A 22,904-nucleotide genomic window follows, 5' to 3' on the forward strand; every position below is an offset into this window, starting at 1 on the left:
TGAGGGAAGGCAGGGCCGGGGGCCGGCAAACCGGCTGGATCAATTTTCCACGGTTTGGCTTTTTTGAAAAAGCCGGGCTCCTGCTTTCAGCTTCACTGGAATGAAGTTCTGCCATTTATCGTAGCGGCAGCAATAAATTGGCGCGAATTTCCCCCGGCTTGTGAAACCATCCTTTTCTTCCGGCGAAGCGTTCCACTATGGTTGCCGCCAGTATCGGCACATCGTAAGACGCCGAAAAACAGTGGACAGTGATTTTCATGACCAAGAGCCTGACGCATCTTCAGCGTCTTGAAGCCGAAGCGATCCATATTTTCCGCGAGGTTGCCGCAACATTCGCCAAGCCGGTGATGCTGTATTCCATCGGCAAGGATTCCTCCGTGATGCTGCATCTGGCGATGAAGGCCTTCTATCCGGCCAAGCCGCCATTTCCCTTCCTGCACGTGGATACCACGTGGAAATTCAAGGAGATGATCGCGTTTCGTGATTCAGAAGCCAAACGTCTCGGCTTCGACCTGCTGCTGCACAGCAACCAGGAAGGCATCGACCAGGGCATCAGCCCCTTCGTGCATGGATCGAACACCCATACCCACATCATGAAGACCGTCGCGCTGCGGCAGGCGCTCGACAAATACGGTTTCGATGCAGCCTTCGGCGGCGCGCGGCGCGACGAGGAGAAGTCACGGGCAAAAGAGCGCATTTTCTCCTTCCGCAACGCGCAGCATTCCTGGGACCCGAAGAACCAGCGCCCGGAAATGTGGAAGATCTACAACACGCGGGTCGCCAAGGGCGAATCCATCCGTGTCTTCCCGATCTCCAATTGGACAGAGCTGGATGTCTGGCAATACATCCTGCAGGAGAACATTCCGATCGTTCCGCTGTATTATGCCGCACGGCGGCCGGTGGTAGAGCGCGACGGCATGCTGATCATGCGCGATGACGAGCGCATGCAGCTGCTGCCCGGCGAAGAGCTGCAGGAGAAGCTTGTTCGCTTTCGCACGCTGGGATGCTATCCCTTGACCGGTGCGATTGAATCCGATGCGGTGACCTTGCCGGAAATCGTCAGCGAAATGCTGATCGCCCGCACCTCCGAACGGCAGGGCCGCATGATCGACAAGGATGAAGCCGGTTCGATGGAGAAGAAGAAGCGCGAGGGCTATTTCTGATGAACACCATTGCCCCGATCGAGGCTTCCGCTGCCGAGGAAATCCGCGCCTACATGGCCGAACAGGAAAAGAAATCGCTGCTGCGCTTTCTCACCTGTGGTTCGGTCGATGATGGCAAGTCGACGCTGATCGGCCGTCTGCTCTACGACACCAAGCTGATCTTCGAGGACCAGCTGGCCGCCCTGCAGAACGACAGCCGCAAACATGGCACCAATGGCGAGGACATCGATTTCGCGCTGCTGGTCGATGGTCTGGAAGCCGAGCGCGAGCAGGGCATCACCATTGATGTCGCCTACCGCTTCTTCTCGACGCCCAAGCGCAAGTTCATTGTCGCCGATACGCCCGGCCACGAGCAATATACCCGCAACATGGCAACCGGTGCTTCGACCGCCGATCTTGCCATCGTGCTTGTCGATGCGCGGCAGGGTATTTTGCGGCAGACACGCCGCCACAGTTTCATCGCTTCGCTGCTGGGCATCCGCAACATCGTCCTGGCCATCAACAAGATCGATCTCGTCGATTACTCCCAGGCCATTTTTGACCGGATCGTCGCCGACTACCAGGATTTCGCCGGCAAGCTCGGCTTCCAGTCGATCCAGCCCATTCCGCTCTCCGCCCGCTTTGGCGACAATGTCATTTCCGCCTCCGCCAATATGCCCTGGTACAAGGGCCCGGCGCTGCTCGAACATCTCGAAGACGTGCCGCTCGCCAATGCGGACGAGGAGCGTCCCTTCCGTTTCCCGGTGCAATACGTCAACCGGCCCAATCTCGACTTCCGCGGCTTCTCCGGCACCATCGCCTCCGGTGTCGTCTCGCCGGGGGACGAGGTGGTGGTTGCCAAGTCCGGCAAGTCTTCGCGCGTCAAGCGCGTCGTCACGCTGGACGGCGACCTTGACCGGGCTGTTGAAGGACAGGCGGTGACGCTGGTGCTCGAGGATGAGGTCGAGGTGTCGCGCGGCAACATGCTGGTTGCGCCCGGCGCCCGCCCCGAGGTGGCGGACCAGTTTGCCGCGCATCTCGTCTGGTTTGCCGAACATGCGCTGATCCCCGGCCGCTCCTATATCCTGCGCACGGAGACCGATCAGGCGACAGCCACGATCACCGATCTGAAATACCGAATCGATATCAACAGTTTCGCCCAGGAAGCGGCCAAATCGCTTGACCTCAATGAAGTGGGCGTCGTCAATATTTCAACACAGGAGCCGATTGCCTTCGACCCCTACAAGTCGAACCGCTCGACTGGCTCGTTCATCCTGATCGACCGCCTGACCAATGCGACGGTCGGTGCCGGCATGATCGATTTTGGCCTGCGCCGCGCATCGAACGTGCATTGGCAGGCGCTGGATGTCAGCAAGGCGTCACGTGCCGGCCAGAAGAACCAGAAGCCGGCGGTCATTTGGTTCACCGGCCTGTCCGGTTCGGGCAAATCGACGGTTGCCAACCTGGTGGAGAAGCGGCTCTCCTCGCTTGGCAAGCACACCTATATTCTCGATGGCGACAATGTGCGGCACGGGCTCAACCGCGATCTTGGCTTCACCGAAGAGGACCGGGTGGAAAACATCCGCCGCGTCGGCGAGGTGGCCAAGCTGATGGCGGATGCCGGGCTGATCGTGCTGGTCTCATTCATTTCGCCGTTCCGTTCGGAGCGGCGCATGGTGCGCGAGTTGCTGGACGACGGCGAATTCCTCGAAGTGTTTGTCGATACGCCGTTTGAGGAATGCGCGCGCCGGGATCCCAAGGGGCTCTATGCCAAGGCGCTGCGCGGCGAGATCAAAAACTTCACCGGCGTCGACTCGCCCTATGAAGCGCCGGAGAATCCGGAACTGCACCTGCACACGGTCGGCCGCACGACGGAGGCACTTGCCTCGAAGGTGGAGAAGCTGCTGGTCGAGCACGGTATCATCTTCAATTATGATCAAAGCTCGTGGTCGATTTAGGCAATGCCTGATTTATTCACCCCCCTCTGTCCTGCCGGACATCTCCCCCACAAGGGGGGAGATCGGGCTTCATTTCTGTTTCGATCAATTCTGAGACAGTGCAGTGTCAGCAAAAGCGTCGATGCCGATGTGATCTCCCCCCTTGTGGGGGAGATGGGCGGCAGCCCAGAGGGGGGTGTATGACGTTAATCCTCAAGCCCCTCGATCATGCCGCCCTGCTTGCCGTCCTGGAAACAGTGGCCATTGCCGCCGGGCAGGAAATCCTGCGCATTTACGCGGAGGGCTGTGATTTCGCGCTGAAGGATGACCAGTCACCCGTCACCGAAGCCGATCATGCGGCGGAAGCCATCATCCTGGCGGCTCTGCGCAAGGCGACGCCCGACATACCCGTCGTGGCGGAAGAGGAAATCTCCGGCGGCCATGTACCCGGCGATCTCGGTGCGCGCTTCTATCTGGTGGACCCGCTCGACGGAACGCGGGAATTTGTCAGCCGCAACGGAGATTTCACCGTCAACATCGCGCTGATCGAAAACGCAGCGCCCGTTCTCGGCGTTGTCTATGCCCCGGTCCGCGGCGTGCTGTTCACCGGCGGCACTGCCGGTGCGCAGGAGATCACGGTCGGCGAGGGCGGTGCGGTTACCGCGCGCAAGGCCATAGGCTGCCGCGCCAGTCCGCACGATCTCATTGCGGTTGCCAGCCGCTCGCACCGCACGCCGCAAACCGATGCCTATCTGGAAAAATTCCGTATTGCCGACTGTGTGTCCGTCGGATCATCGCTGAAATTCGGCCTGCTGGCGCGCGGCGAGGCGGATATTTACCCGCGTTTCGGCCGGACCATGGAATGGGATACGGCGGCGGGCGATGCGGTCCTGCGGGCTGCGGGCGGGATCACGCTCACGCTCGACGGCAACCCGTTGACCTATGGCCGCCGCAACCAGGCCGACGATGCCGATTTCGCCAATCCGGATTTCGTGGCTTGGGGGAAGCTATAACCAGTTTTCAATTTGAAGCCCGGGCACGCGGCTGAATTCTTTTACATTGTCTGTCACCAGCACGGTACCGGTCGCGCAGGCATGGGCTGCGATCAAAAGATCATTCGGTCCGATTGGTTTTCCTGTCGCCTCAAGTTCTGTGCGAATACGGGCGTAGTGTGCGTCTGCGGGGCTTTCGAATGGCAGGATATCGATGATCGCAAGCAATTCTTCAATGATCGCGCGCAGCCGTGCCGAGCCCTTTTTGTCCGCACCATAGCGAAGCTCGGCGGCAACGAGAATGCTTGTGCACACTGTCTTGCTGTGCTGTCTGACCTTGTCCGTCAGACGGTCATTCTGATTGCGCAGCAAATTTGAAATCGTATTGGTGTCGAGCATATGGCTGTGTGTCATAAATCAATCTCGCGAAGGGGAAGAAGACCTTCATCGACATCGGGAAACTCTTCATCAATCGGTTCGAGATGTGCGAGAAACTCACTCAAGGACCGCCGCGTGACCGGTTCGATGATCAACCGGTTTCCTTCGCGGTGCATGATTGCGGTGTCACCCGGCATTTCGAATTCAACCGGGATCCGCACAGCCTGATTTCGGCCATTGCGAAATAATTTTACCTGACGTTCTTGCATGGCAGGACCTCGCTCTATCTTGGCATATGCCTTAGCATAGGCCAATCCCTTCCACTGTACAAGGATCGCTACCCCGCTCGCTTCCGCAACAGAATCGTCACCACAAAAAACGCGCCGATGGAACTGGTAACGATCCCGATGGGCAGTTCCTGCGGCGCCAGCAGCAGACGGGCCGCAAGATCGCTGAGCAGGATCAGCAGGGCGCCGAGCAGCGCGCAGGTGACGATCAGTCCCGCGTGCAACTGCCCGGAAAAACGCCGGGCAATGTGCGGGATCATCAGGCCGACAAAGCCGATGACACCCGCCACCGAGACAAAGATCGCGGTGGAGAAAGCGCAGACGATGAACACCGTGTTGCGCAGGCGCGTCACCCTTATGCCAAGGCTTTCCGCCGTGTTTTCGCCCGCCAGCAAGGCATCGAGATTGCGGTCGTTGTACAGGGCGTAGATGAGGACGGCGGCAAGCCCGGCGAGGGCGAGCGGCAGGTTTTCCCAGCGGGCAAGGCCGAGGCCGCCAAGCGTCCAGAACATCACCGAATGCGCGGCGCGCTGGTCGCCGGCAAACACCATGTAATTGGTGAGCGCAGCGAAAAGGAAAGAGACGGCAAGGCCCGCCAGGATCAGCCGTTCCGGCCCCTGTCCCTGCACGCGCCGCACCAGCATGAGCACGACGATGGCCGCCAGCATGCCGCCGCTGAACGCGGCAATCGGCAGGGTCCAGATGCCGAAGCGGTCGCCGATGACCGTAATCACCGAGACCGCTCCGGCCGCCGCGCCATTGGAAAGGCCGAACAGGAACGGATCGGCGAGATCGTTGCGGGTAACGGTCTGCAGCAGCGCGCCAATGATGCCGAGCCCAGCGCCAACGCAGATGGCAAGGATCACCCGCGGCAGGCGCAGGTCGACGATGATCTTGCCGACCGGACCGTTGACGGCGGTATCGGAGAGACCGGCGGCATGGGCGACGGCGCGCAGGACGTCACTGAGCGGAATGACCGTTGCCCCATAGGCAATGGACACGAGGGCGAGGGCCAGAATGGCCATCACCCCAGTCATCAGTGTCAGATGCTGACGGAAAGGCAGATGCACTCAGAAGGCTTCCGGATGCATGGCCTTGGCCATCTTGGCGATGGCCTCGATATTGGCCGGTCCGGGCGTCAGTTCCGCATAGCGCAGGGCGACGAAGCGGTTGTTCTTGACCGCGTCGGTTTCCTTCATCGCCGGGTGGGACTTGAGGAAGTCGAGCAGCTTCTGGTAACCCGCATCATCCTGATAATCGAGGAGCACAAGGAATTCCGGATTGCGCGTGGCCACGGTTTCCCACGAGGTGGTGCCCCAGCTGGTGTCGAGATCGGCCATGATATTGGTGCCACCGGCTTCGCTGATCATCGCGGTCGGAATGGCGAACTTGCCCGCCGTAAACGGCTTGTCCTCGCCGGAATCATAGAGGAAGACGCGGGTGCCGCTCTTGTCGCCGATCTTGGTCTTGATCGCAGCAAGTTCGGTCTTCCAGCCGCTGATCAGCGTGTTGGCTTCCTCTTCCTTGTCGAAAATCTTGCCGAGCTTTTCCATATCGCCATAGAGCAGGTCCATGGTGGCGGCGGGCCGGTTCTTGTCGAGATGAATGCAGCTTTCGGTCAGTTCCAGCGTCTTGATGCCGTGCGGCGCCAGCGTGTCGGGGGTGACTTCGCCACCCGGTTTCATGCCGTAATTCCAGCCGGCGAAGAAGAAATCCGGTTCCGCCGCAATGAGATTTTCAAGGGTCGGGTATTTGGGCGCAAGCTCGGGAATGGAGCCCAGCTGCTTCTTGAAGGCGTCATCGAGTTTATACCAGCCGGTAATGCCCGATACCCCGACCATCGAGGATTGCAGGTGCAGGGCAAAGGCCATTTCACTCATGTTAATGTCCTGGATGACAGCGCGCTTGGGTGCGGCCTCGAAGGTGACGGGTTTGCCGCAACTGTCGACCGTCACGGGAAACGCCCATGCGGGGGCTGATAGCGCCGACAAGGCAAGGGCGAGCAGCATTCTTTTCATCACATTCTCCGTAGCTGAGCAGTTTGTTTTGTTGTTGGCTCTGGTGCTTCGAACACCATGAGGTCGCGATCCTGCGAGGGGTGGCGCAGGCGCAGGACATCAAGATCAAAGACGTCGCTGACGATGCGCGGCGTCAGCGTTTCATCCGGCGTGCCAGCGGCGACGAGCTGCGCGGCGTGCATGACGGCGACGTGGGTGGCGAACGGCGCTACCAGCGGCAGGTCGTGCAGCACCGCTATGACAGTCACATCGAGGCCGGCGACCAGCGCCAGCAATTCGCTGCGCGCCTTCGGGTCGAGATGATTGGTGGGTTCGTCGAGAAACAGGATGTCCGGCTGCTGGGCGATGGCGCGCGCCAGCTGCACACGCTGCCTTTCGCCGCCGGAGAGCGAGCCGATGGGACGGCGCGAATATGCGGCGATCCTGGCGCGCACCAGGGCTTCGGCAACGATATCCCGGTCCCTTGCCTTGGTCAGGGTGCCCGTGTGCGGGATACGTCCAAAAGATACGTAATCATCCACCAGCAGTTGCGGGTCCGGCATGTCGGTCTGGCCAACAAAGGCAAACCTTTTGGCCCGTTCTTTGGGCGGCAGCCGGTCTATTCCCGCGCCATCGAGGTGGATGCTGCCGCAGGAGGGGCGCAGCAGACCGGCCAGCATGCGCAGAAGCGTTGATTTCCCCGCGCCGTTCGGCCCGATAATGGCAAGGCGGGCGCCGCGTGCGATGTCGAGCGACACCTCGTCCACCAGCGTCTGGCCGGCGGTGCGGAACGTCACCACGTCGGCACGCAGGATGGCATGGTTCATGGGTGGATATGCGTGACTGCAGGCAAGGCACATGGCGTCAAATCCCAAGCGGTAAATGTCGTTGCGTCATCGCGGACGCGTCATTCTCGTACAGTAACGTTATAACATTGGTCAATGCCTGATGTGTCATAGGTGCGCCGGAATGCGTGCGAGGGTCTTGTCCCAAAGGCCCTGCGGGCGCTGCGATGCCTTGGACCAGCCATCGGTGAGCGTGTGATACATCCGGGCGAAGTCCAGAAGATCGGCAAAGTTCGTGGCGGGATCGATGTCGCCGAAGAGGTACTGCGCCTTGCCGGGCCCCCGGAAGGCGACGGTACAGGGATGTTCGCAACCGGCCATGCAGGCAACGCCATGCACCTCGTAGCCGAGCTTGCCATCGAGTTCGGCCTGCAGCCTTGCGGCAAGGTCCTGCCCCGGCCGTGACAGGCCATCGGCAGCCTTGCACAGGGTGCAGACGATAATCTGGTGATCAGGACTTGGCGTGGTCATGCCGGTGCTTTGCCTTGTGGACAAAGGTCAGGGGAACGCGGCCAATGCACCATCGCGACAAGGCGGGAGAGGACATCGCATCGCTCCCGGCACACCCCGTCCGGTTCGAATTACAGATGTGATGGCAGGTCTCCTGGCTCGCGGGTCTCAGCTTCGCCTTGCCTTCCCGGCCTTTCGGTCAGTGGCATGTCAGGCATCGCTCGCCGCTTACAGTTGCGGGGGCAGCCACGGTCTCGGTCCCTTTTGGGTACGCCTCACCGTGTTCCCTTTTCATCTCCCGCGTTGTCTTGCGGAAGAAACCATCGGCGCGGATGCTATGCGGCCCGCCGCGCAGTTGCAAGCATGTTTATGCGGCAATTTTTGAAGCTGCCAAAATTTTTGGCAAATGAAAGATTTCAATTGGCCGGTAACGCGTTAGAGTGCTGGGAGCATTTGTGGGAACACGGCTTTTTTTGAATCAGATTTTTGAGGCGACATGGCAATTCACGCAGCAGTCTATCATCTGACGCATTACAGATATGACCGGCCCATCATGCTCGGGCCACAGATTATCCGGCTCCAGCCGGCGCCCCATTCCCGGACCAAAGTTCTCAGCCATTCCCTGAAAGTCAGTCCGGCCAATCACTTCGTCAACCTGCAGCAGGATCCCTACGGCAATTTCCTCGCCCGCTTTGTCTTTCCCGAGCCGGTGACGGAGCTGAAGATCGAGGTCGATCTCGTCGCTGACATGACTGTCTACAATCCATTCGATTTCTTCGTTGAACCCGTCGCCGAGACATGGCCCTTCAGCTATCCCGAAGAGATCAGCGACGACCTGTCGATCTATATCAAACCGGAACCGGCCGGACCTCTGGTTTCAGCTTTCCTTGCAACCATCGATCACAGCCCGGCGAACACGGTGAATTTCATCGTCGATCTCAACGCGCGCATCCAGCGTGAGATCGGCTATGTCATCCGCATGGAAACCGGTGTTCAGGAGCCGGACACCACCTTGAACCTGCGCGCGGGATCGTGCCGGGATTCAAGCTGGCTGCTGGTGCAGGTCCTGCGCAATCTCGGTTTTGCCGCGCGGTTCGTCTCCGGCTATCTCATCCAGCTGAAACCCGATCTCGTCGCCATCGATGGTCCCGCCGGCACCGACAAGGATTTCACCGATTTGCATGCCTGGTGCGAAGTCTACCTGCCGGGGGCAGGCTGGATTGGCCTCGACCCCACCTCCGGGCTTTTGACCGGCGAGAGCCACGTGCCGCTTGCTGCCACCCCGCATTACCGCAATGCGGCACCGATTTCCGGCATGGCGGAATTTGCCAATGTGGAATTCGGTTTCGATATGCGCGTGACGCGCGTGTCCGAGCACCCGCGCATCACCAGGCCGTTTTCCGACGAATCCTGGACTGCGCTCGATGCGCTCGGCGAACAGGTCGACGCGATCCTGAACGAGAGGGATGTGCGCCTGACCATGGGCGGCGAGCCCACCTTCGTGTCCATCGATGATTTCGAATCGGGCGAATGGAACACCGATGCCGTTGGGCCGACCAAGCGGGAAAAAGCCGACAGGCTGATCCGGCGACTGCGCGAGCGTTTTGCGCCGGGCGGGTTTCTGCATTACGGGCAGGGCAAATGGTATCCGGGCGAGAGCCTGCCGCGCTGGACGTTCTCACTCTACTGGCGCAAGGACGGCAAGCCGATCTGGGTCAATCCCGACCTGATCGCTCCGGAAAACAGCAAGGCTGACGTCAAGCCGGAAGATGCCGGGAAACTCCTTGTCGCGTTGGCGCAGGAGCTGGGCGTTGAACAGGAGATGGTGGCGCCTGCCTATGAAGACCCGGCGGAATGGATCGTCAAGGAGGGCAATCTTCCCGATAATGTCGATCCGTCCAACTCGAAGCTGAAAGACCCGGAGGAACGCAGCCGCATCGCCCGGGTTTTCGAGCGGGGCCTGACCGAGCCAAGCGGTTTTGTCCTGCCGGTCCAGCGCTGGAACAGCCAGGCCTCCGGCCCGCGCTGGCGCAGCGAGAAATGGAAGACCCGGCGCGGCAAGCTGTTTCTGGTGCCGGGGGATTCGCCCGTCGGATACCGCCTGCCGCTCGGCGCCCTGCCGCATGTTCCGGCTTCGGAATATCCCTATATCGTGCCGGTCGACCCGTCGGTGGATCGCGGCGTGCTGCCGGACCCGGCACCGCAGGTGCGCGAGAACATCCTTGCGGTTGCCTCTTTCACCGCTGATGAAGGCAACCAGCAGGAGCGGGTGGAGCAGGAACTGGGGGAAATCGGCGGGGCCGTGCGCACCGCCATATCGGTCGAGCCGCGGGACGGGCGCCTCAGCGTGTTCATGCCGCCGGTGGAGGCGCTCGAGGATTATCTGGAACTGGTTGCGGCGGCGGAAGCCGCGGCGCACAAGCTCGGACTGCCGGTCCACATCGAGGGCTACAGCCCGCCGCAGGATCATCGTATCAATGTCATCCGCGTTGCACCCGATCCCGGTGTAATCGAGGTCAATATCCATCCGGCTGCCAACTGGCGCGACTGTGTAGACACAACGACGGCAATCTATGAGGAAGCCCGCCAGACACGCCTCGGTGCCGATAAATTCATGATCGACGGCCGCCATACGGGCACCGGCGGCGGCAACCACGTGGTGGTCGGCGGTGAAACACCGGCCAACAGCCCGTTCCTGCGCCGTCCTGATCTCTTGAAAAGTCTCGTCCTGCACTGGCAGCGCCATCCCTCGCTGTCTTACCTCTTCTCCGGCCTGTTCATCGGGCCGACGAGCCAGGCGCCGCGCATCGACGAGGCGCGGCACGACAGTCTCTACGAGCTGGAGATTGCGCTTTCGCAGGTGCCGCGCCCAGGCGAAGGCACGCCGCCCTTGCCCTGGCTGGTGGACAGGCTGTTCCGTAATCTGCTGGTGGATGTCACCGGCAACACGCACCGTTCGGAAATCTGCATCGACAAGCTGTTTTCGCCCGACGGTCCGACCGGCAGGCTCGGCCTGGTCGAGTTTCGCGGTTTCGAGATGCCGCCCAATGCGCGCATGAGCCTTGCCCAGCAATTGCTGATCCGCGCGCTGATTGCCCGGTTCTGGAACAATCCGATACAGGGCAGTTTCGTGCGCTGGGGCACGGCGCTGCATGACCGCTTCATGCTGCCGGCCTATGTCTGGCAGGATTTCCTCGATGTTCTCGCTGATTTGCGCGAGCACGGGTTTGATTTCCGGCCGGAATGGTTCGAGGCCCAGCTGGAGTTCCGCTTCCCCTTCTGCGGGGAAATCGAGAATGAGGGCGTGAAGCTGGAAATCCGGCAGGCGCTGGAGCCGTGGCATGTGATGGGCGAGCAGGGCGCCATCGGCGGCACGGTGCGCTTTGTCGATTCCTCGGTGGAACGGCTTCAGGTCAAGGTCGACGGTTTCAATCCTGCCCGCTACAGCGTGGCCTGCAACGGGCGCGAGGTGCCTCTGGCGATGACAGGCAGCCAGGGCACGGCGGTTGCAGGCGTGCGCTACAAGGCGTGGCAGCCACGCTCCGGCCTGCATCCGATGATCCCGGTCAACACGCCGCTGGTTTTCGACATTTACGACCAGTGGTCGCAGCGGGCGATCGGCGGTTGCGTCTATCATGTCGCACACCCCGGCGGGCGTAGCTATGATACGTTTCCGGTCAATTCGAACGAGGCGGAGGCGCGCCGGCTGGCGCGTTTCGAGCCGCGTGGCCATACGGCCGGCGGATATGAATTGCGCAGGGAACAGCCATCGGGCGAATTTCCGATGACCCTTGATCTGAGAAGGCCGAGGCATTGAGATTGTGGGATTGATGCAAAGAGAGATTTCACAGCCCAGAGGGGGGTATTGCAGCCAATGTCCCAGGTGAGCAAATCACGGCCACTCTCCGGTCTCCTAGCCGGCTACAGGCCGCTGCAGGGCGTGGCGGACGAGATGATCGATCCGAGCGGGGTTGTGCGGCCCGGCTGGGAAAGACTGCTGCGCTCGCTCGACACGCTCGGCCCCGAAAAACTCGCCACCCGCTTTGCCCGCGCCAACCAGTATCTGCACGATGCGGGCGTGTTTTACCGCGTCTATGACGAGACCGGCACGCAGGAGCGCGAATGGCCGCTCGCCCATGTTCCCCTTCTGATCAACGAAGATGACTGGCGCGCCATCACCACGGGGCTGGCCCAGCGTGCCGATCTCCTTGAGGCTGTCGTTGCCGATGTCTATGGCGATAACCGGCTGGTGCGCGACGGCGTGCTGCCGCCTGATCTGATTGCCTCAAACCCGGAGTTCCTGCATCCCGTCGCCGGCATCAAGCCGGCCAGCGGGCATTTTCTGCATTTCTGCGCTTTCGAACTTGGACGCGCGCCCAATGGCCAGTGGTGGGTGCTGGGCGACCGCACGCAGGCGCCCTCGGGTGCCGGGTTTGCCCTGGAAAACCGCGTTGCCACCACCCGCGCCCTTTCGGATATTTCCGGCGCGATGAACGTTCATCGCCTTGCCGGTTTCTTCAAGGATTTCCGTGATTCCCTGCAGGGCCTGATCCATGATCCCGCAGGGCGCGCGGCTATTCTCACGCCCGGGCCGAACAACGAAACCTATTTCGAACACGCCTATATCGCCCGTTATCTCGGCATCATGCTTCTGGAAGGCGACGACCTGACCGTGAGCAAGGGCCGGGTCATGGTGCGCACTGTGTCGGGTCTCAAACCCATCGACGTTCTGTGGCGGCGCATGGATGCCGCCTATATGGACCCGCTGGAGCTGAAACCGGATTCATGGATCGGCACGCCCGGCATGGTCGGCGCGCTGCGCCAGCGCTCCGTCTCGCTGGTCAATGCGCTGGGATCGGGCATTCTCGAAACCCGTGCGCTTTTGGCCTTCCTTCCCGCCATCTCGAAAGCCCTGCACGACCGTGATCTCGCCCTGCCCAGCATCGCCACCTGGTGGTGCGGCCAGGAGAAGGAGCGCCAGCACGTCATGGACCGGCTCGACCAGATGATGGTCGGTCCGGCATTGTCGACGCGGCTGCCGTTCGAAGACGTGCAGGCGACGGTTCTGGGGGCGGCGCTGGACGATGCGGCGCGCCAGGCCCTGTTACAGAGGCTCAAGATCGACGGGCGCGGACTGGTCGGGCAGGAGGCCGTCAAACTGTCGACAACGCCGGTCTATGTGGAGGGCAGGCTGGAGCCGCGTCCCTTTGTCCTGCGCGTCTTTGCGGCGCGCCATGGCGATGGCTGGAGTTTCATGCCGGGCGGTTTTGCCCGCGTCGGTTTCACGCTCGATACGGCGGCAATCGCCATGCAGCGCGGCGGGCAGGCGGCGGATGTATGGATCACCAGTTCGGCGCCCGTGCGCCGGGACACGCTGCTGCCGCGCGAGGACGACGCCTTCCGCCGCAATGTGCCGGGCACGCTGCCGAGCCGTGCGGCGGAAAATCTGATGTGGATGGGGCGTTACATCGAGCGCGCCGAAGCCACGGCGCGCATCCTGCGGGCCTGCCATGCCCGCTATGCCGAGACGGCCAATGCGGAATTGCCGCTTCTGACGGAAATGCGCGATCATCTCAAACCCCTCGGGATTGATCTGGACGAGGCCATTCCGAACGGCCTCTTGCGCTCCATCGATGGCGCGATGCTCAGTGCCGGCCGCATCCGCGACCGTTTTTCGCCCGATGGCTGGCTGGCCCTGCGCGATCTGTCGAAGACGGTCCACCGGTTTCAGGGGGTGGTGTCGCAGGGCGATGACGGCACCCGCGCCATGACCATCATCCTGCGCAAGCTTGCCGGGTTCTCCGGTCTGGTGCACGAGAATATGTATCGTTTCACCGGCTGGCGTTTTCTTGAAATCGGCCGCAGGCTGGAGCGCGGCATCCAGATGGCGCGCATCCTGGCGAACCTGTCGCGGCACGAGGCGCCGGAGGGCGCGCTGGAAATGCTGCTCGAGATCGGCGACAGCGTCATGACACACCGCAGGCAGTACAGCGTCTATTCCGGCCGCCTCAGCGTGCTCGACCTGCTTGCACTCGATCCGCTCAATCCGCGCTCGATCATTTTTCAGCTTGATGCGCTCAAAACCGAGTTCAGCCTCTTGCCGCAGCGCGAGGCAGGGGCACATATGCCCGCCTTTTCCAAGGATGTGCTGCGTCTGCACACACAGCTTGCCATCATGGAATCGAGCGAACTGACGGCAGATACGCTTGACGGTCTCGCCAATGAAATCGGCGCCTTGTCCGATACCATCTCCGATCTGTATTTTGCCTGAGGAAACGCGGAATGCTTTACAATATCCGCCTCCATCTGCATTACGACTATGAACGTTCCGCAGCGGGCGGCCGCCATCATATCCGGGTGATGCCACAGACGCTTCCGGGCATCCAGCGCGTGGTTGCCTCCAGCCTGTCCTTTGATCCTGCGGCGACGGAGCGCTCGGACTTTACCGATTTCTTCGCCAATACGGTGACCTCCATCGTCTACCGCAACCCGCATGAAACCCTCGACGTGACGATGACGGCCCGCATCAACGTGGCGCGGCCGCAGACCATGCTTGACGTTTCCCCTGATCTTTCCGGTCTGACTCGGGAAATACGCGGCGTCTGGTCAGTGGCGTCCGACGCGCCGCATCACTTTCTGACATCCAGCGCCCATGCGGGCATCGATGCTGACATGACAGCCTATGCCGCCGCGAGCCTTGGCAGGACGCGGACCGTCATGGAGGCAGCGGGTGATCTGTGCAACCGCATCCACGCGGATTTCACCTATGATTCCGACGCCACCAATGTGCGTACCACGGCGCGGGAGGCATTCGCGCTGCGGGCCGGGGTCTGTCAGGATTTCAGCCACATCATGATTGCGGGCCTGCGCGGCATCGGTATTCCGGCAGGCTATGTCAGCGGTTTCCTGCGCACTATCCCGCCACCCGGCAAGGAGCGGCTGGAAGGTGCCGATGCCATGCATGCCTGGGTGCGCGTCTGGTGCGGGCGCGAGGCGGGCTGGCAGGAGTTCGATCCCACCAATGCGATGATGGCAGGCAATGACCATATCACCGTCGGTTACGGCCGGGATTATGCCGATGTCTCGCCCATCGTCGGGGTGCTGAAAACCAGCGGTTCCCAGGAAGCGAAGCAATCGGTGGATGTGATCCCGCTGGAGTAAACGGATTGACAGCGCTTTTGTCCTTCGCGTCACCATTATTGGAATAGTTTTTCTTGGTTTCCGGCAAACGGGAGAATATGGTCTGCTTCAAGTGCCATTTGCGCCGGTGAATGGGATGAAATTTCGAAGTGCGATCCATGCTCCCCATTCCACCGCTGATGCTGACCACAGGTCCGGTTCCCGCCTATCCGCAAGTGCTTGCCGCGCTCGGAAAGCCTGTTCTTTATGACTATCATCCCGCCTTCCAGGCCTTCTATGCCGAGGTGATCGAAAAGCTGCGGCTGGCGCTGCGGCAGGACACGGCGCCTGTTATCATGCAGGGGGAGGCCATTCTCGGTATCGAAGCAGCCGCTGCCGCGCTGATTGCCCGTGACGATGTGGTTCTGAACCTTGTCTCCGGTGTCTATGGCAAGGGATTTGCCGGCTGGGCCGCGCGCTATGGCAAGGAGGTCGTCGAACTTGCCGTGCCCTATGATGATATCATCGACCCGCAGGCGGTGCGTGCGGCGCTGCGCCAGCGCCCGGATATCAAAATTGTCTCGCTTTGCCATCACGACACGCCGTCCGGCACGCTCAATCCGCTGCGGGAGATTGGCGCCGCCGTTGCCGAACACGGCGCCTATCTCATCGTCGACGCGGTGTCGTCCTTCGGCGGACTGGATGCCCATCCGCAGGAGGCGCATGCCGACATCTTCATCACCTCGCCATCGAAATGCCTGGGCAGCACGCCGGGTCTCAGCCTCATCGGGGTGAGCGATCGGGCCTGGGCCAAGATCGAGGCCAATCCGGACGCGCCACGCGGCTCGTTCCTCAGCCTTTTGGGCTGGAAAGGCGCTTCGGAGCCCGACAAGCCTTTTCCGGTGACGCCGTCCATTGCGGAAATCTATGCGCTCGACGCGGCACTTGACCTCTATGCCGCCGAGGGCGCCGAAAACGTCTGGGCCCGCCATGCGGAAACGGCTGAAATCACCCGCAACGGCCTGCTGGATCTCGGTCTGGAACTCTGGCCGAAAAAGCTGGAATACTGCGCGCCGACAGCCACCGCTTTCAAGCTGCCCGATGGTTTCAGCGATACCGCTCTGCGCGACCGGTTGCGCGACGAGCACGGCATCCTCCTGTCGCTCGGCCGTGCCGATACATCGGGCAAGCTGCTGCGCGTCGGGCATATGGGCGCGTCCGCCAAACCCGATTTTGCCCGCGCCACCATTGCCGCTCTCAGCCAGATTCTGTCCCGCCCCCTCGGCCAAACCTATGCATAAGAGGATCGCAAGCATGTCCCGTATCCTGTTGAACCGCCGCGCCTTTCTCAATCTGACCGCCAGCGCCGCCGCGCTGACCGCCATGCCGGGTCTTGGCTGGGCGCAGGGGGAAACGCCTGTCAAAGGCGGGCGTCTGATCGTCGCCGGGGACAGCGAACCGGCCAATCTCAATCCTGCCATCGTTGCCTCCAATGGCGTGTTCTTTGTCGCCAGCAAAATTGTCGAGCCGCTGGCCGAACAGTCCTATGACGGCAAGGACGGCCTGTCGCCGCGCCTGGCCACCGCATGGGAAGGCTCGGCCGATGGCCTGACCGCAACGTTCAAACTGCGCGAAGGCGTGACATGGCACGACGGCAAGCCGTTCACTTCGGCCGATGTCGCCTTCTCCGCGCTGGAAGTGTGGAAGAAGCTGCAGAATCTTGGCCGCGTTGTCTTCAAGAATCTCGAGAGCGTCGAAACGCCGGATGACCACACGGCCGTCTTCAAATTCTCGCAGCCGACGCCGTTCCAGCTCATCCGCAATGCGCTGCCGGTGGTGACCTCCGTCGTACCAAAACACCTCTATGAAGGCACCGATATCGCCAAGAATCCGGCCAATGAAGCACTGGTTGGCACCGGCCCGTTCAAATTCGGCGAACACAAGCCGGGCGAATATTACCTGCTGAAGCGCAATGAGGCGTACTGGCAGAAGGATCAGCCGCTGCTGGATGAAATCGTCTACCAGATCCTGCCCGACCGTTCCTCCGCCGGCAATGCGCTGGAGGCCGAACAGATCCAGCTTGCCGCCTTTTCCGCCGTGCCGCTTGCCGATCTCGCCCGCATCTCCAAGGTGCCGGGCCTGAAGGTCTACGCCAATGGCTATGAAGGGCTGACCTACCAGCTCATCGTCGAGATCAACCACCGCCGCAAGGAACTGGCTGATCCGCGGGTGCGTCAGGCGCTTGCCCATGCGATCGACCGGGATTTTGTCGTCAAGACGATCTTCCTCGGCTATGCCAAGCCGTCGACGGGACCGGTTCCCGCCTATGACAAGACGTTCTACGAGCCAGATGTGGCTGCCAATGCCTTCGATCCGGCCAAGGCGGAAGCGCTGCTAGACGCCGCAGGCTACAAGCGAGGCGCCGACGGCAATCGTTTCACGCTGAAACTCCTGCCCGCACCATTCTTCAATGAAACCAAGCAGTTCGGCGACTATCTGCGCCAGGCGCTGGCCAAGGTGGGCATCGATGCGCAGGTGGTCAGCAACGATACACCCGCCCATCTGAAAGCGGTCTATACGGACCATGATTTCGATATCACCGTGGCTACGCCGGTCTACCGTTCCGATCCGGCGATCTCCACGACGATCCTGTTCGAAAGCGGGCTGCCCGCCGGTGTGCCGTTCTCCAACCAGTACGGCTATGCCAATGCGGATGTGGACAGGCTGATCAAGGATGCCGCTTCCACCGTGGATAGCGACAAGCGCGCTGGCCTCTACAAGCAGTTGCAGAAGGTGGTGGCTGAGGATCTGCCGCTGATCAATGTGGCCGAGTTCTCGTTCATCACGGTTGCGCGCGATACGGTGCAGAATGTGTCGGACAATCCACGCTGGGCGGTGTCCAACTGGGCGAATATCTGGCTGAAGGGGTAGGGCGGCGGACTTGCTCTTGGCATAAAGCCGCATCTTCCCTCCTGAACACAAACCCGTTTGTCTTCCGGCATTATTGGCTCTAGGGTCCAGACCCATTAATATGACCTGTCGGAGCCTTTCTTGCCGCCTCTTGCATTCTTTTTCCTGAAACGCCTTTTGGGTGCGATTCCGGTTCTGGCCGTTGTGCTCGTCGGCAGCTTTCTGCTGCTGGAGGCGGCATCCGGTGACGCGGTGGATTCCTACGTGGCCCGTTCCGGCGGCATGGATGCCGGCCAACTGGCGCAGTTGCGTCAGGCATGGGGCCTCGATCAGGGGCCATCCCATCGTTTCATCGCCTATGTCTCGGCACTCGGCCATGGCGATCTCGGCTGGTCGACGGCGTTTCAGCGCCCTGTATTGTCGGTGATCGCCGAACGGTTGCCGGTGACGCTGCTGCTGATGGGCGTTGCCACGGCACTTGCCTTCTTCCTCGGTTCGCTGCTCGGCGTCATCGCCGGTGCGAAACCCGGTTCCCTGCGCGACCGGTTCCTGTCCATCGGTTCGCTGGCGCTGTATGCCGTTCCCGGCTTCTGGCTGGGGCTGGTGCTGATTGTGATTTTTGCTGTCGATCTGCGCTGGCTGCCGGTCGGCGGCATCGAGACTATCGCATCCGGCAAGAGCGGATGGGCACGCATGACGGATATCGCCGCGCATCTGGTGCTGCCGGTCGCCTCGCTCGCCATGGTTTACCTCGCGCTTTATCTGCGCCTGATGCGCGACCGCATGAGCGAGGTCTGGCGCGATCCCTTCGTCACCGGCCTGAAGGCGCGCGGCCTCAGCCGTGGCCGCATCGTCTGGCGGCACGTGGCGCGCAATGCGGTCCTGCCTGTCATCACCATGCTCGGCCTGCAGGCGGCGGTCATGCTGGGTGGCAGTGTGGTGGTCGAAAGCGTTTTTGCCATTCCAGGGTTCGGGCGGCTGGCGGCGGAGGCTGTCTCGCGGCGTGACACGCCGCTGCTGCTGGGTGTCATCCTGTGCAGTGCCGTCACGGTGATTATCGCCAACCTGCTGGTCGATCTGGCCTATGGCAGGCTCGATCCGCGCGTGAGGGTCGGCCGATGAGCGTCTGGCGGCGTCTCAACCTTGAAGGGCGTGCCGGGCTGGTGCTGCTTCTGGCGCTGGTTCTCATGGCTTTGCTCGCCCCCTGGATCGTGCCGGGCGATCCGCTCGCCATCGTCGGCGAACCCTTGGCTCGGCCTTTTGCATCGCAGGCGCATTGGCTGGGGACTGACCGTCTTGGCCGCGATGTGCTGTCGGAACTTCTCTACGGCACGCGCACGACGCTGCTGGTGGCGTTCTTCTCGGCTGCGGCAGCGCTCGTCATCGGCAGTCTGGTCGGCACGCTGGCAGGGTTTCTCGGCGGCATTGCCGATGCCGTGCTGATGCGGATCACCGAGGCATTCCAGACGGTTCCAGGTTTTCTGCTGGCGCTGGCCACAATCAGCGTGACCGGGCCGAGTGTCCCGACCCTCATTCTGGCCATCAGCCTCGGCACCTGGACGCAGGCGGCGCGTGTCACCCGCGCGGAGGTGCTTTCCCTGCGCGAGCGCGATTTCGTGGCCGCCGCCCGCACGCTCGGCATGCGGCCGCTGGAGATAGCCTTCCGGGAAATATTGCCCAATGCCTTTGGTCCCGCCGCCTCGCTGGCTGCCATTTCCGTGGCTGCGGCCATCCTCATCGAAGCCGCCCTGTCGTTCCTCGGTTTCGGCGATCCGAACCGGGTGACCTGGGGCAGCATGATTGCCGAAGGGCGCACCGTGCTGCGTGCAGCGCCTTATCTTTCCATCGTGCCGGGACTGGCGCTGGTGGTCACGGTTCTCAGCGTGCATCTGATCGGGCGCGGCCTGTCGCGCAGTGAAAGGTTTCTCCAGCCATGAGTGAACCGTTGCTGCGCGTGGAGAATGTCGGCGTTACCTACGGCAAGACCGTGGCACTGGCGGATGTCTCGCTCGACCTTGCGCGAGGAGGGCGGCTGGCTTTGATCGGTGAAAGCGGCTCGGGCAAATCCACCCTGGCCATGGCCATTGCGGGGCTTCTGCCAAAACAGGCCCGCCAGACCGGCTCGATCGTCTTTCCCGGTGCATCGGCACGGCCGCGTCTTGGCCGGGATATCGGCGTGGTGTTCCAGGATCCGGGCGGCAGCCTTGATCCGGTCATGAGGGTCGGCGACCAGATTGCCGAGGTTATCCGGGCGCATGAGGACACCAGCTGGATCGCCGCACGGGTGCGTGCCGCCGATCTGATGGACCGGGTGCGCATTCCAAAGGCCCTGTCGCGCCTCAACAGCTATCCGCACGAGTTCTCCGGCGGCCAGCGCCAGCGCATCGCCCTCGCATTGGCGCTGGCGGCCAATCCGTCGCTTGTCATCGCCGATGAGTTGACCAGTGCGCTCGATACGGTGGTGCAGCGCCATATCGTCAACCTGCTGGATGAGCTGGTGCGCGAGGACGGGCTGACGCTGCTGTTCGTCACCCATGATATCGCGCTGGCATCCGAACGCGCCGACCAGATCGCCGTTCTCTACAAAGGACAACTCGTCGAACAGGGCGCCGCAGCCGATGTTCTTGGCCAACCCGCGCATCCCTATACCAAGGCGCTGATCGGCGCGCACCTGTCACTGGACACGCCGCGGCAAAAGCGGCTTGCCGAGATCAACCCCGACAGCCTGAACCTGCCATGAGTGAAACCGACAACGCCACTGTCCTGGATGTAAAGGATGTTGCCAGGCGCTTTGGCGACCGCAATGCATCGGGACTGAAAGATATCCGGTTGACCGTGAAACGCGGTGAAACGCTGGCACTGGTCGGTGCATCGGGATCGGGCAAGACGACGCTCGCCCGCCTCATCATGCGGCTGGGCAAGCCGGATGCGGGATCAATCCACCTGTGCGGGCACGATATCACGGCCCTGCGCGGCGAAGCCCTGCGGCTGCTGCGCCCGAGATTCCAGATGGTGTTTCAGGATCCGCTGGCGGCATTCAATCCGCGCGCCACGGTCCGGCGCATTCTGGAAGATCCGCTGCGGTTGCACGATCTGGCCCCGCGGGACAGCTATGGCCAAGTTATCGCCGCCGCGCTCGAACGGGTGGGGTTGAGCCCCGATCTGATGCAGCGCAGCCCGCTGGAACTGTCCGGCGGCCAGCGCCAGCGCATTGCCATTGCCCGGGCGATCGCCACCCGGCCCGACCTGATTGTTCTGGACGAGCCGGTGTCGGCGCTCGATGTTTCGGTGCGGGCGCAAATCCTCAATCTCCTGCTCGACCTGCAAGAGGAAACCGGTGTGTCCTATCTCTTTATTTCCCACGATCTTGCCGTGGTCCGGGCCGTGGCCGACCGCATGATCGTGCTGGACGAGGGCCGGATTGTCGAAAGCGGCGAGACCGAGCGGATTCTCGCTGCCCCGCAGGCCGAAGCAACCCGGGTTCTGATCGATGCCGTGCCCAGACTGCAGGTTTCCGCCAGTTGACACTCCGGTGGTGGCCGTTCCGGCAATAAAAATCCGCGCCCAGACATCGCAGACGGCCGATTGGTAAAATTTGTTTAAAAGGTCGTCAGTCAATACAACCTATGGTAGAAGATTCGCGTCGCTTCGCCCAATAGTTCAATTTTTAGGGATGTCCTTCGTACGAAATTAGCCCGCAAACGCTAGTGTCGCAGGAAGTGGAATTGAGGTTGAGAATTGTACGCTGAATATTTCCCTGTCTTTGCCGATCTCGTCCATCGTCTTGGGTTGGTTGCCCTGGTCAGCATGGCCTATGGCTCCATCATCCGTGCTTTCAACCTGCCCTGGACACGCGGCCTGATGGTTGGGTTTCTGTTCGGCGGTGCAGCCATCATTTCCATGCTCGACCCCGTCATCGTCGATGAGGGCATCATTGTCGATGCGCGTTCCATCCTGCTGGCGCTCAGCGCGCCGTTCGGCGGCGTGGCGGCTGTGCTGGTGTCGACGGCTCTAACGATCCTGTCCCGCGTCCTGATCGGCGGAGTCGGCGTGCATGCCGGTGTCGTGGGCATTGTCATCATCGGCCTGATCAGCCTGATCTTCACGCTGGTCTACCGGCCCCAGACCTATTCCTGGAAACATTTCCTCATACTCGGCCTGACGGTTCCGCTCTATACGCTGAGCGTCTTCATCCTGCCATTCGAGCAGGCGCTGCCGATCTTCCAGCGCATAGCGCTGCCGATGCTGACCTTGAGCGTTGCCGGGATTTTTCTCATCTCGATGTTCCTGCACCGGGAGCGTCTGCGTGTCGACCGGGTGAAGACGCTGGAGGTGGACGCCCATACGGACCCGTTGACCAACCTTGCCAACCGCCGCCTGTTTGACCGGGTGGCGCGGCGCACCTTCCGCAAGGCGGCATCGACCGGCGGCGACGTGTTTTCGCTCGTCATGATCGACATCGATTCATTCAAAAGCATCAACGATCATTGGGGCCATTCCAATGGCGATCTGGTGCTCGTGGAAATCTCCACCATCATTCGTTCGCTGGTGCGCAAATCCGATCTGGTCGCCCGCTATGGCGGGGAGGAGATTGCGATCCTGATGCCATCAGCCACTGCCGTTGAAGCCATGGCGATGGCCGAAGCAATCCGGCGGCGCGTCAACGAGACCTTTTTCGACCTCGGGCGCACGCAGGCCCATGTCACCGTCAGCGCCGGTGTCGCCACCTTCACGGCGCAGCACCAGTCGATGACGGAACTGATTGAAGAGGCGGATGTGGCGCTCTACCGGGCCAAGCGCCTCGGCCGCAACCGCATCGAACTGGCGGCCATGGCCGCCTAGGGGCT

Annotated in this window: 19 protein-coding genes and 1 riboswitch; of the genes, 13 read left to right on the plus strand and 6 right to left on the minus strand. The window is 61.8% G+C overall.

Going from position 1 to position 22,904, the window contains the following annotated elements; translation table 11 throughout:
• The first annotated feature begins 257 nt into the window (after positions 1 to 257).
• From cysD to cysQ, 3 genes are all read left to right on the plus strand, one after another.
• Entirely contained in the window at positions 258 to 1,163 is a 906-nt protein-coding gene (gene cysD / locus C5750_RS22940; RefSeq protein WP_105737129.1) for a sulfate adenylyltransferase subunit CysD, read from the plus strand.
• On the plus strand, positions 1,163 to 3,100 hold the full coding sequence (nodQ, locus tag C5750_RS22945; RefSeq protein WP_105737131.1) for a bifunctional sulfate adenylyltransferase/adenylyl-sulfate kinase NodQ: 1,938 nt from the start codon (positions 1,163 to 1,165) through the stop codon (positions 3,098 to 3,100). The genes cysD and nodQ overlap by 1 nt, the downstream gene beginning before the upstream one ends.
• A gap of 179 nt (positions 3,101 to 3,279) precedes the next feature.
• Complete coding sequence (gene cysQ, locus C5750_RS22955; RefSeq protein ID WP_105737135.1) at positions 3,280 to 4,092, plus strand: 3'(2'),5'-bisphosphate nucleotidase CysQ; 813 nt, start codon at positions 3,280 to 3,282, stop codon at positions 4,090 to 4,092.
• On the opposite strand, the gene C5750_RS22960 is transcribed toward cysQ, so the two are convergent.
• The 6 genes from C5750_RS22960 to C5750_RS22985 all read right to left on the minus strand — a co-directional run bounded on the left by C5750_RS22960 (position 4,087) and on the right by C5750_RS22985 (position 8,049).
• The gene (locus C5750_RS22960) at positions 4,087 to 4,485 is read right to left on the minus strand and encodes a type II toxin-antitoxin system VapC family toxin (protein WP_162800179.1); all 399 of its coding nucleotides are present in this window, start codon (positions 4,483 to 4,485) and stop codon (positions 4,087 to 4,089) included. The two genes, cysQ and C5750_RS22960, sit on opposite strands and share 6 nt — an antisense overlap.
• Complete coding sequence (locus C5750_RS22965) at positions 4,482 to 4,718, minus strand: antitoxin (protein WP_105737137.1); 237 nt, start codon at positions 4,716 to 4,718, stop codon at positions 4,482 to 4,484. The genes C5750_RS22960 and C5750_RS22965 overlap by 4 nt, the downstream gene beginning before the upstream one ends.
• Positions 4,719 to 4,786: 68 nt before the next feature.
• Positions 4,787 to 5,773 carry a FecCD family ABC transporter permease gene (locus tag C5750_RS22970; protein WP_105737359.1) on the minus strand — a complete coding sequence of 329 codons (987 nt, stop codon included), beginning with the start codon at positions 5,771 to 5,773 and terminating at the stop codon, positions 4,787 to 4,789.
• A 33-nt stretch (positions 5,774 to 5,806) separates the two neighbouring features.
• Positions 5,807 to 6,754, minus strand: coding sequence for an ABC transporter substrate-binding protein (locus C5750_RS22975; protein WP_105737139.1), 948 nt, complete (start codon positions 6,752 to 6,754; stop codon positions 5,807 to 5,809).
• The gene (locus tag C5750_RS22980) at positions 6,754 to 7,560 is read right to left on the minus strand and encodes an ABC transporter ATP-binding protein (protein ID WP_105737141.1); all 807 of its coding nucleotides are present in this window, start codon (positions 7,558 to 7,560) and stop codon (positions 6,754 to 6,756) included. Before C5750_RS22980 ends, C5750_RS22975 begins: the two co-directional genes overlap by 1 nt.
• 126 nt (positions 7,561 to 7,686) lie before the next feature.
• On the minus strand, positions 7,687 to 8,049 hold the full coding sequence (locus C5750_RS22985; RefSeq protein ID WP_105737143.1) for a DUF1636 family protein: 363 nt from the start codon (positions 8,047 to 8,049) through the stop codon (positions 7,687 to 7,689).
• Between the two features lie 106 nt (positions 8,050 to 8,155).
• A riboswitch (cobalamin riboswitch) is annotated at positions 8,156 to 8,368 on the minus strand.
• Between the two features lie 156 nt (positions 8,369 to 8,524).
• Here C5750_RS22985 and C5750_RS22990 point away from each other — a divergent pair.
• The 10 genes from C5750_RS22990 (at position 8,525) to C5750_RS23035 (ending at position 22,899) form a co-directional block, all read left to right on the plus strand.
• Positions 8,525 to 11,845: a transglutaminase family protein gene (locus C5750_RS22990; protein WP_105737145.1), complete on the plus strand. Its 3,321-nt coding sequence runs from the start codon at positions 8,525 to 8,527 to the stop codon at positions 11,843 to 11,845.
• A 57-nt stretch (positions 11,846 to 11,902) separates the two neighbouring features.
• Complete coding sequence (locus C5750_RS22995; protein ID WP_105737361.1) at positions 11,903 to 14,299, plus strand: circularly permuted type 2 ATP-grasp protein; 2,397 nt, start codon at positions 11,903 to 11,905, stop codon at positions 14,297 to 14,299.
• An 11-nt stretch (positions 14,300 to 14,310) separates the two neighbouring features.
• On the plus strand, positions 14,311 to 15,189 hold the full coding sequence (locus C5750_RS23000) for a transglutaminase family protein (protein ID WP_105737147.1): 879 nt from the start codon (positions 14,311 to 14,313) through the stop codon (positions 15,187 to 15,189).
• 137 nt (positions 15,190 to 15,326) lie between these two features.
• Positions 15,327 to 16,448, plus strand: coding sequence for a pyridoxamine--pyruvate transaminase (ppaT, locus tag C5750_RS23005; protein WP_245421216.1), 1,122 nt, complete (start codon positions 15,327 to 15,329; stop codon positions 16,446 to 16,448).
• A 13-nt stretch (positions 16,449 to 16,461) separates the two neighbouring features.
• Positions 16,462 to 18,078, plus strand: a complete 1,617-nt coding sequence (locus C5750_RS23010) for an ABC transporter substrate-binding protein (protein WP_105737149.1) — start codon at positions 16,462 to 16,464, stop codon at positions 18,076 to 18,078.
• A gap of 120 nt (positions 18,079 to 18,198) precedes the next feature.
• Positions 18,199 to 19,179 carry an ABC transporter permease gene (locus tag C5750_RS23015; protein WP_105737151.1) on the plus strand — a complete coding sequence of 327 codons (981 nt, stop codon included), beginning with the start codon at positions 18,199 to 18,201 and terminating at the stop codon, positions 19,177 to 19,179.
• Positions 19,176 to 19,994: an ABC transporter permease gene (locus tag C5750_RS23020; protein ID WP_105737153.1), complete on the plus strand. Its 819-nt coding sequence runs from the start codon at positions 19,176 to 19,178 to the stop codon at positions 19,992 to 19,994. Before C5750_RS23015 ends, C5750_RS23020 begins: the two co-directional genes overlap by 4 nt.
• Complete coding sequence (locus C5750_RS23025; RefSeq protein ID WP_105737155.1) at positions 19,991 to 20,797, plus strand: ABC transporter ATP-binding protein; 807 nt, start codon at positions 19,991 to 19,993, stop codon at positions 20,795 to 20,797. Before C5750_RS23020 ends, C5750_RS23025 begins: the two co-directional genes overlap by 4 nt.
• Complete coding sequence (locus C5750_RS23030; protein WP_105737157.1) at positions 20,794 to 21,582, plus strand: ABC transporter ATP-binding protein; 789 nt, start codon at positions 20,794 to 20,796, stop codon at positions 21,580 to 21,582. The genes C5750_RS23025 and C5750_RS23030 overlap by 4 nt, the downstream gene beginning before the upstream one ends.
• A gap of 213 nt (positions 21,583 to 21,795) precedes the next feature.
• Positions 21,796 to 22,899, plus strand: coding sequence for a GGDEF domain-containing protein (locus C5750_RS23035; protein ID WP_105737159.1), 1,104 nt, complete (start codon positions 21,796 to 21,798; stop codon positions 22,897 to 22,899).
• The last annotated feature ends 5 nt before the right edge of the window (positions 22,900 to 22,904 follow it).

Origin of the sequence: Phyllobacterium myrsinacearum (assembly GCF_002980555.1) — a bacterium.
GTDB lineage: Bacteria > Pseudomonadota > Alphaproteobacteria > Rhizobiales > Rhizobiaceae > Phyllobacterium > Phyllobacterium myrsinacearum.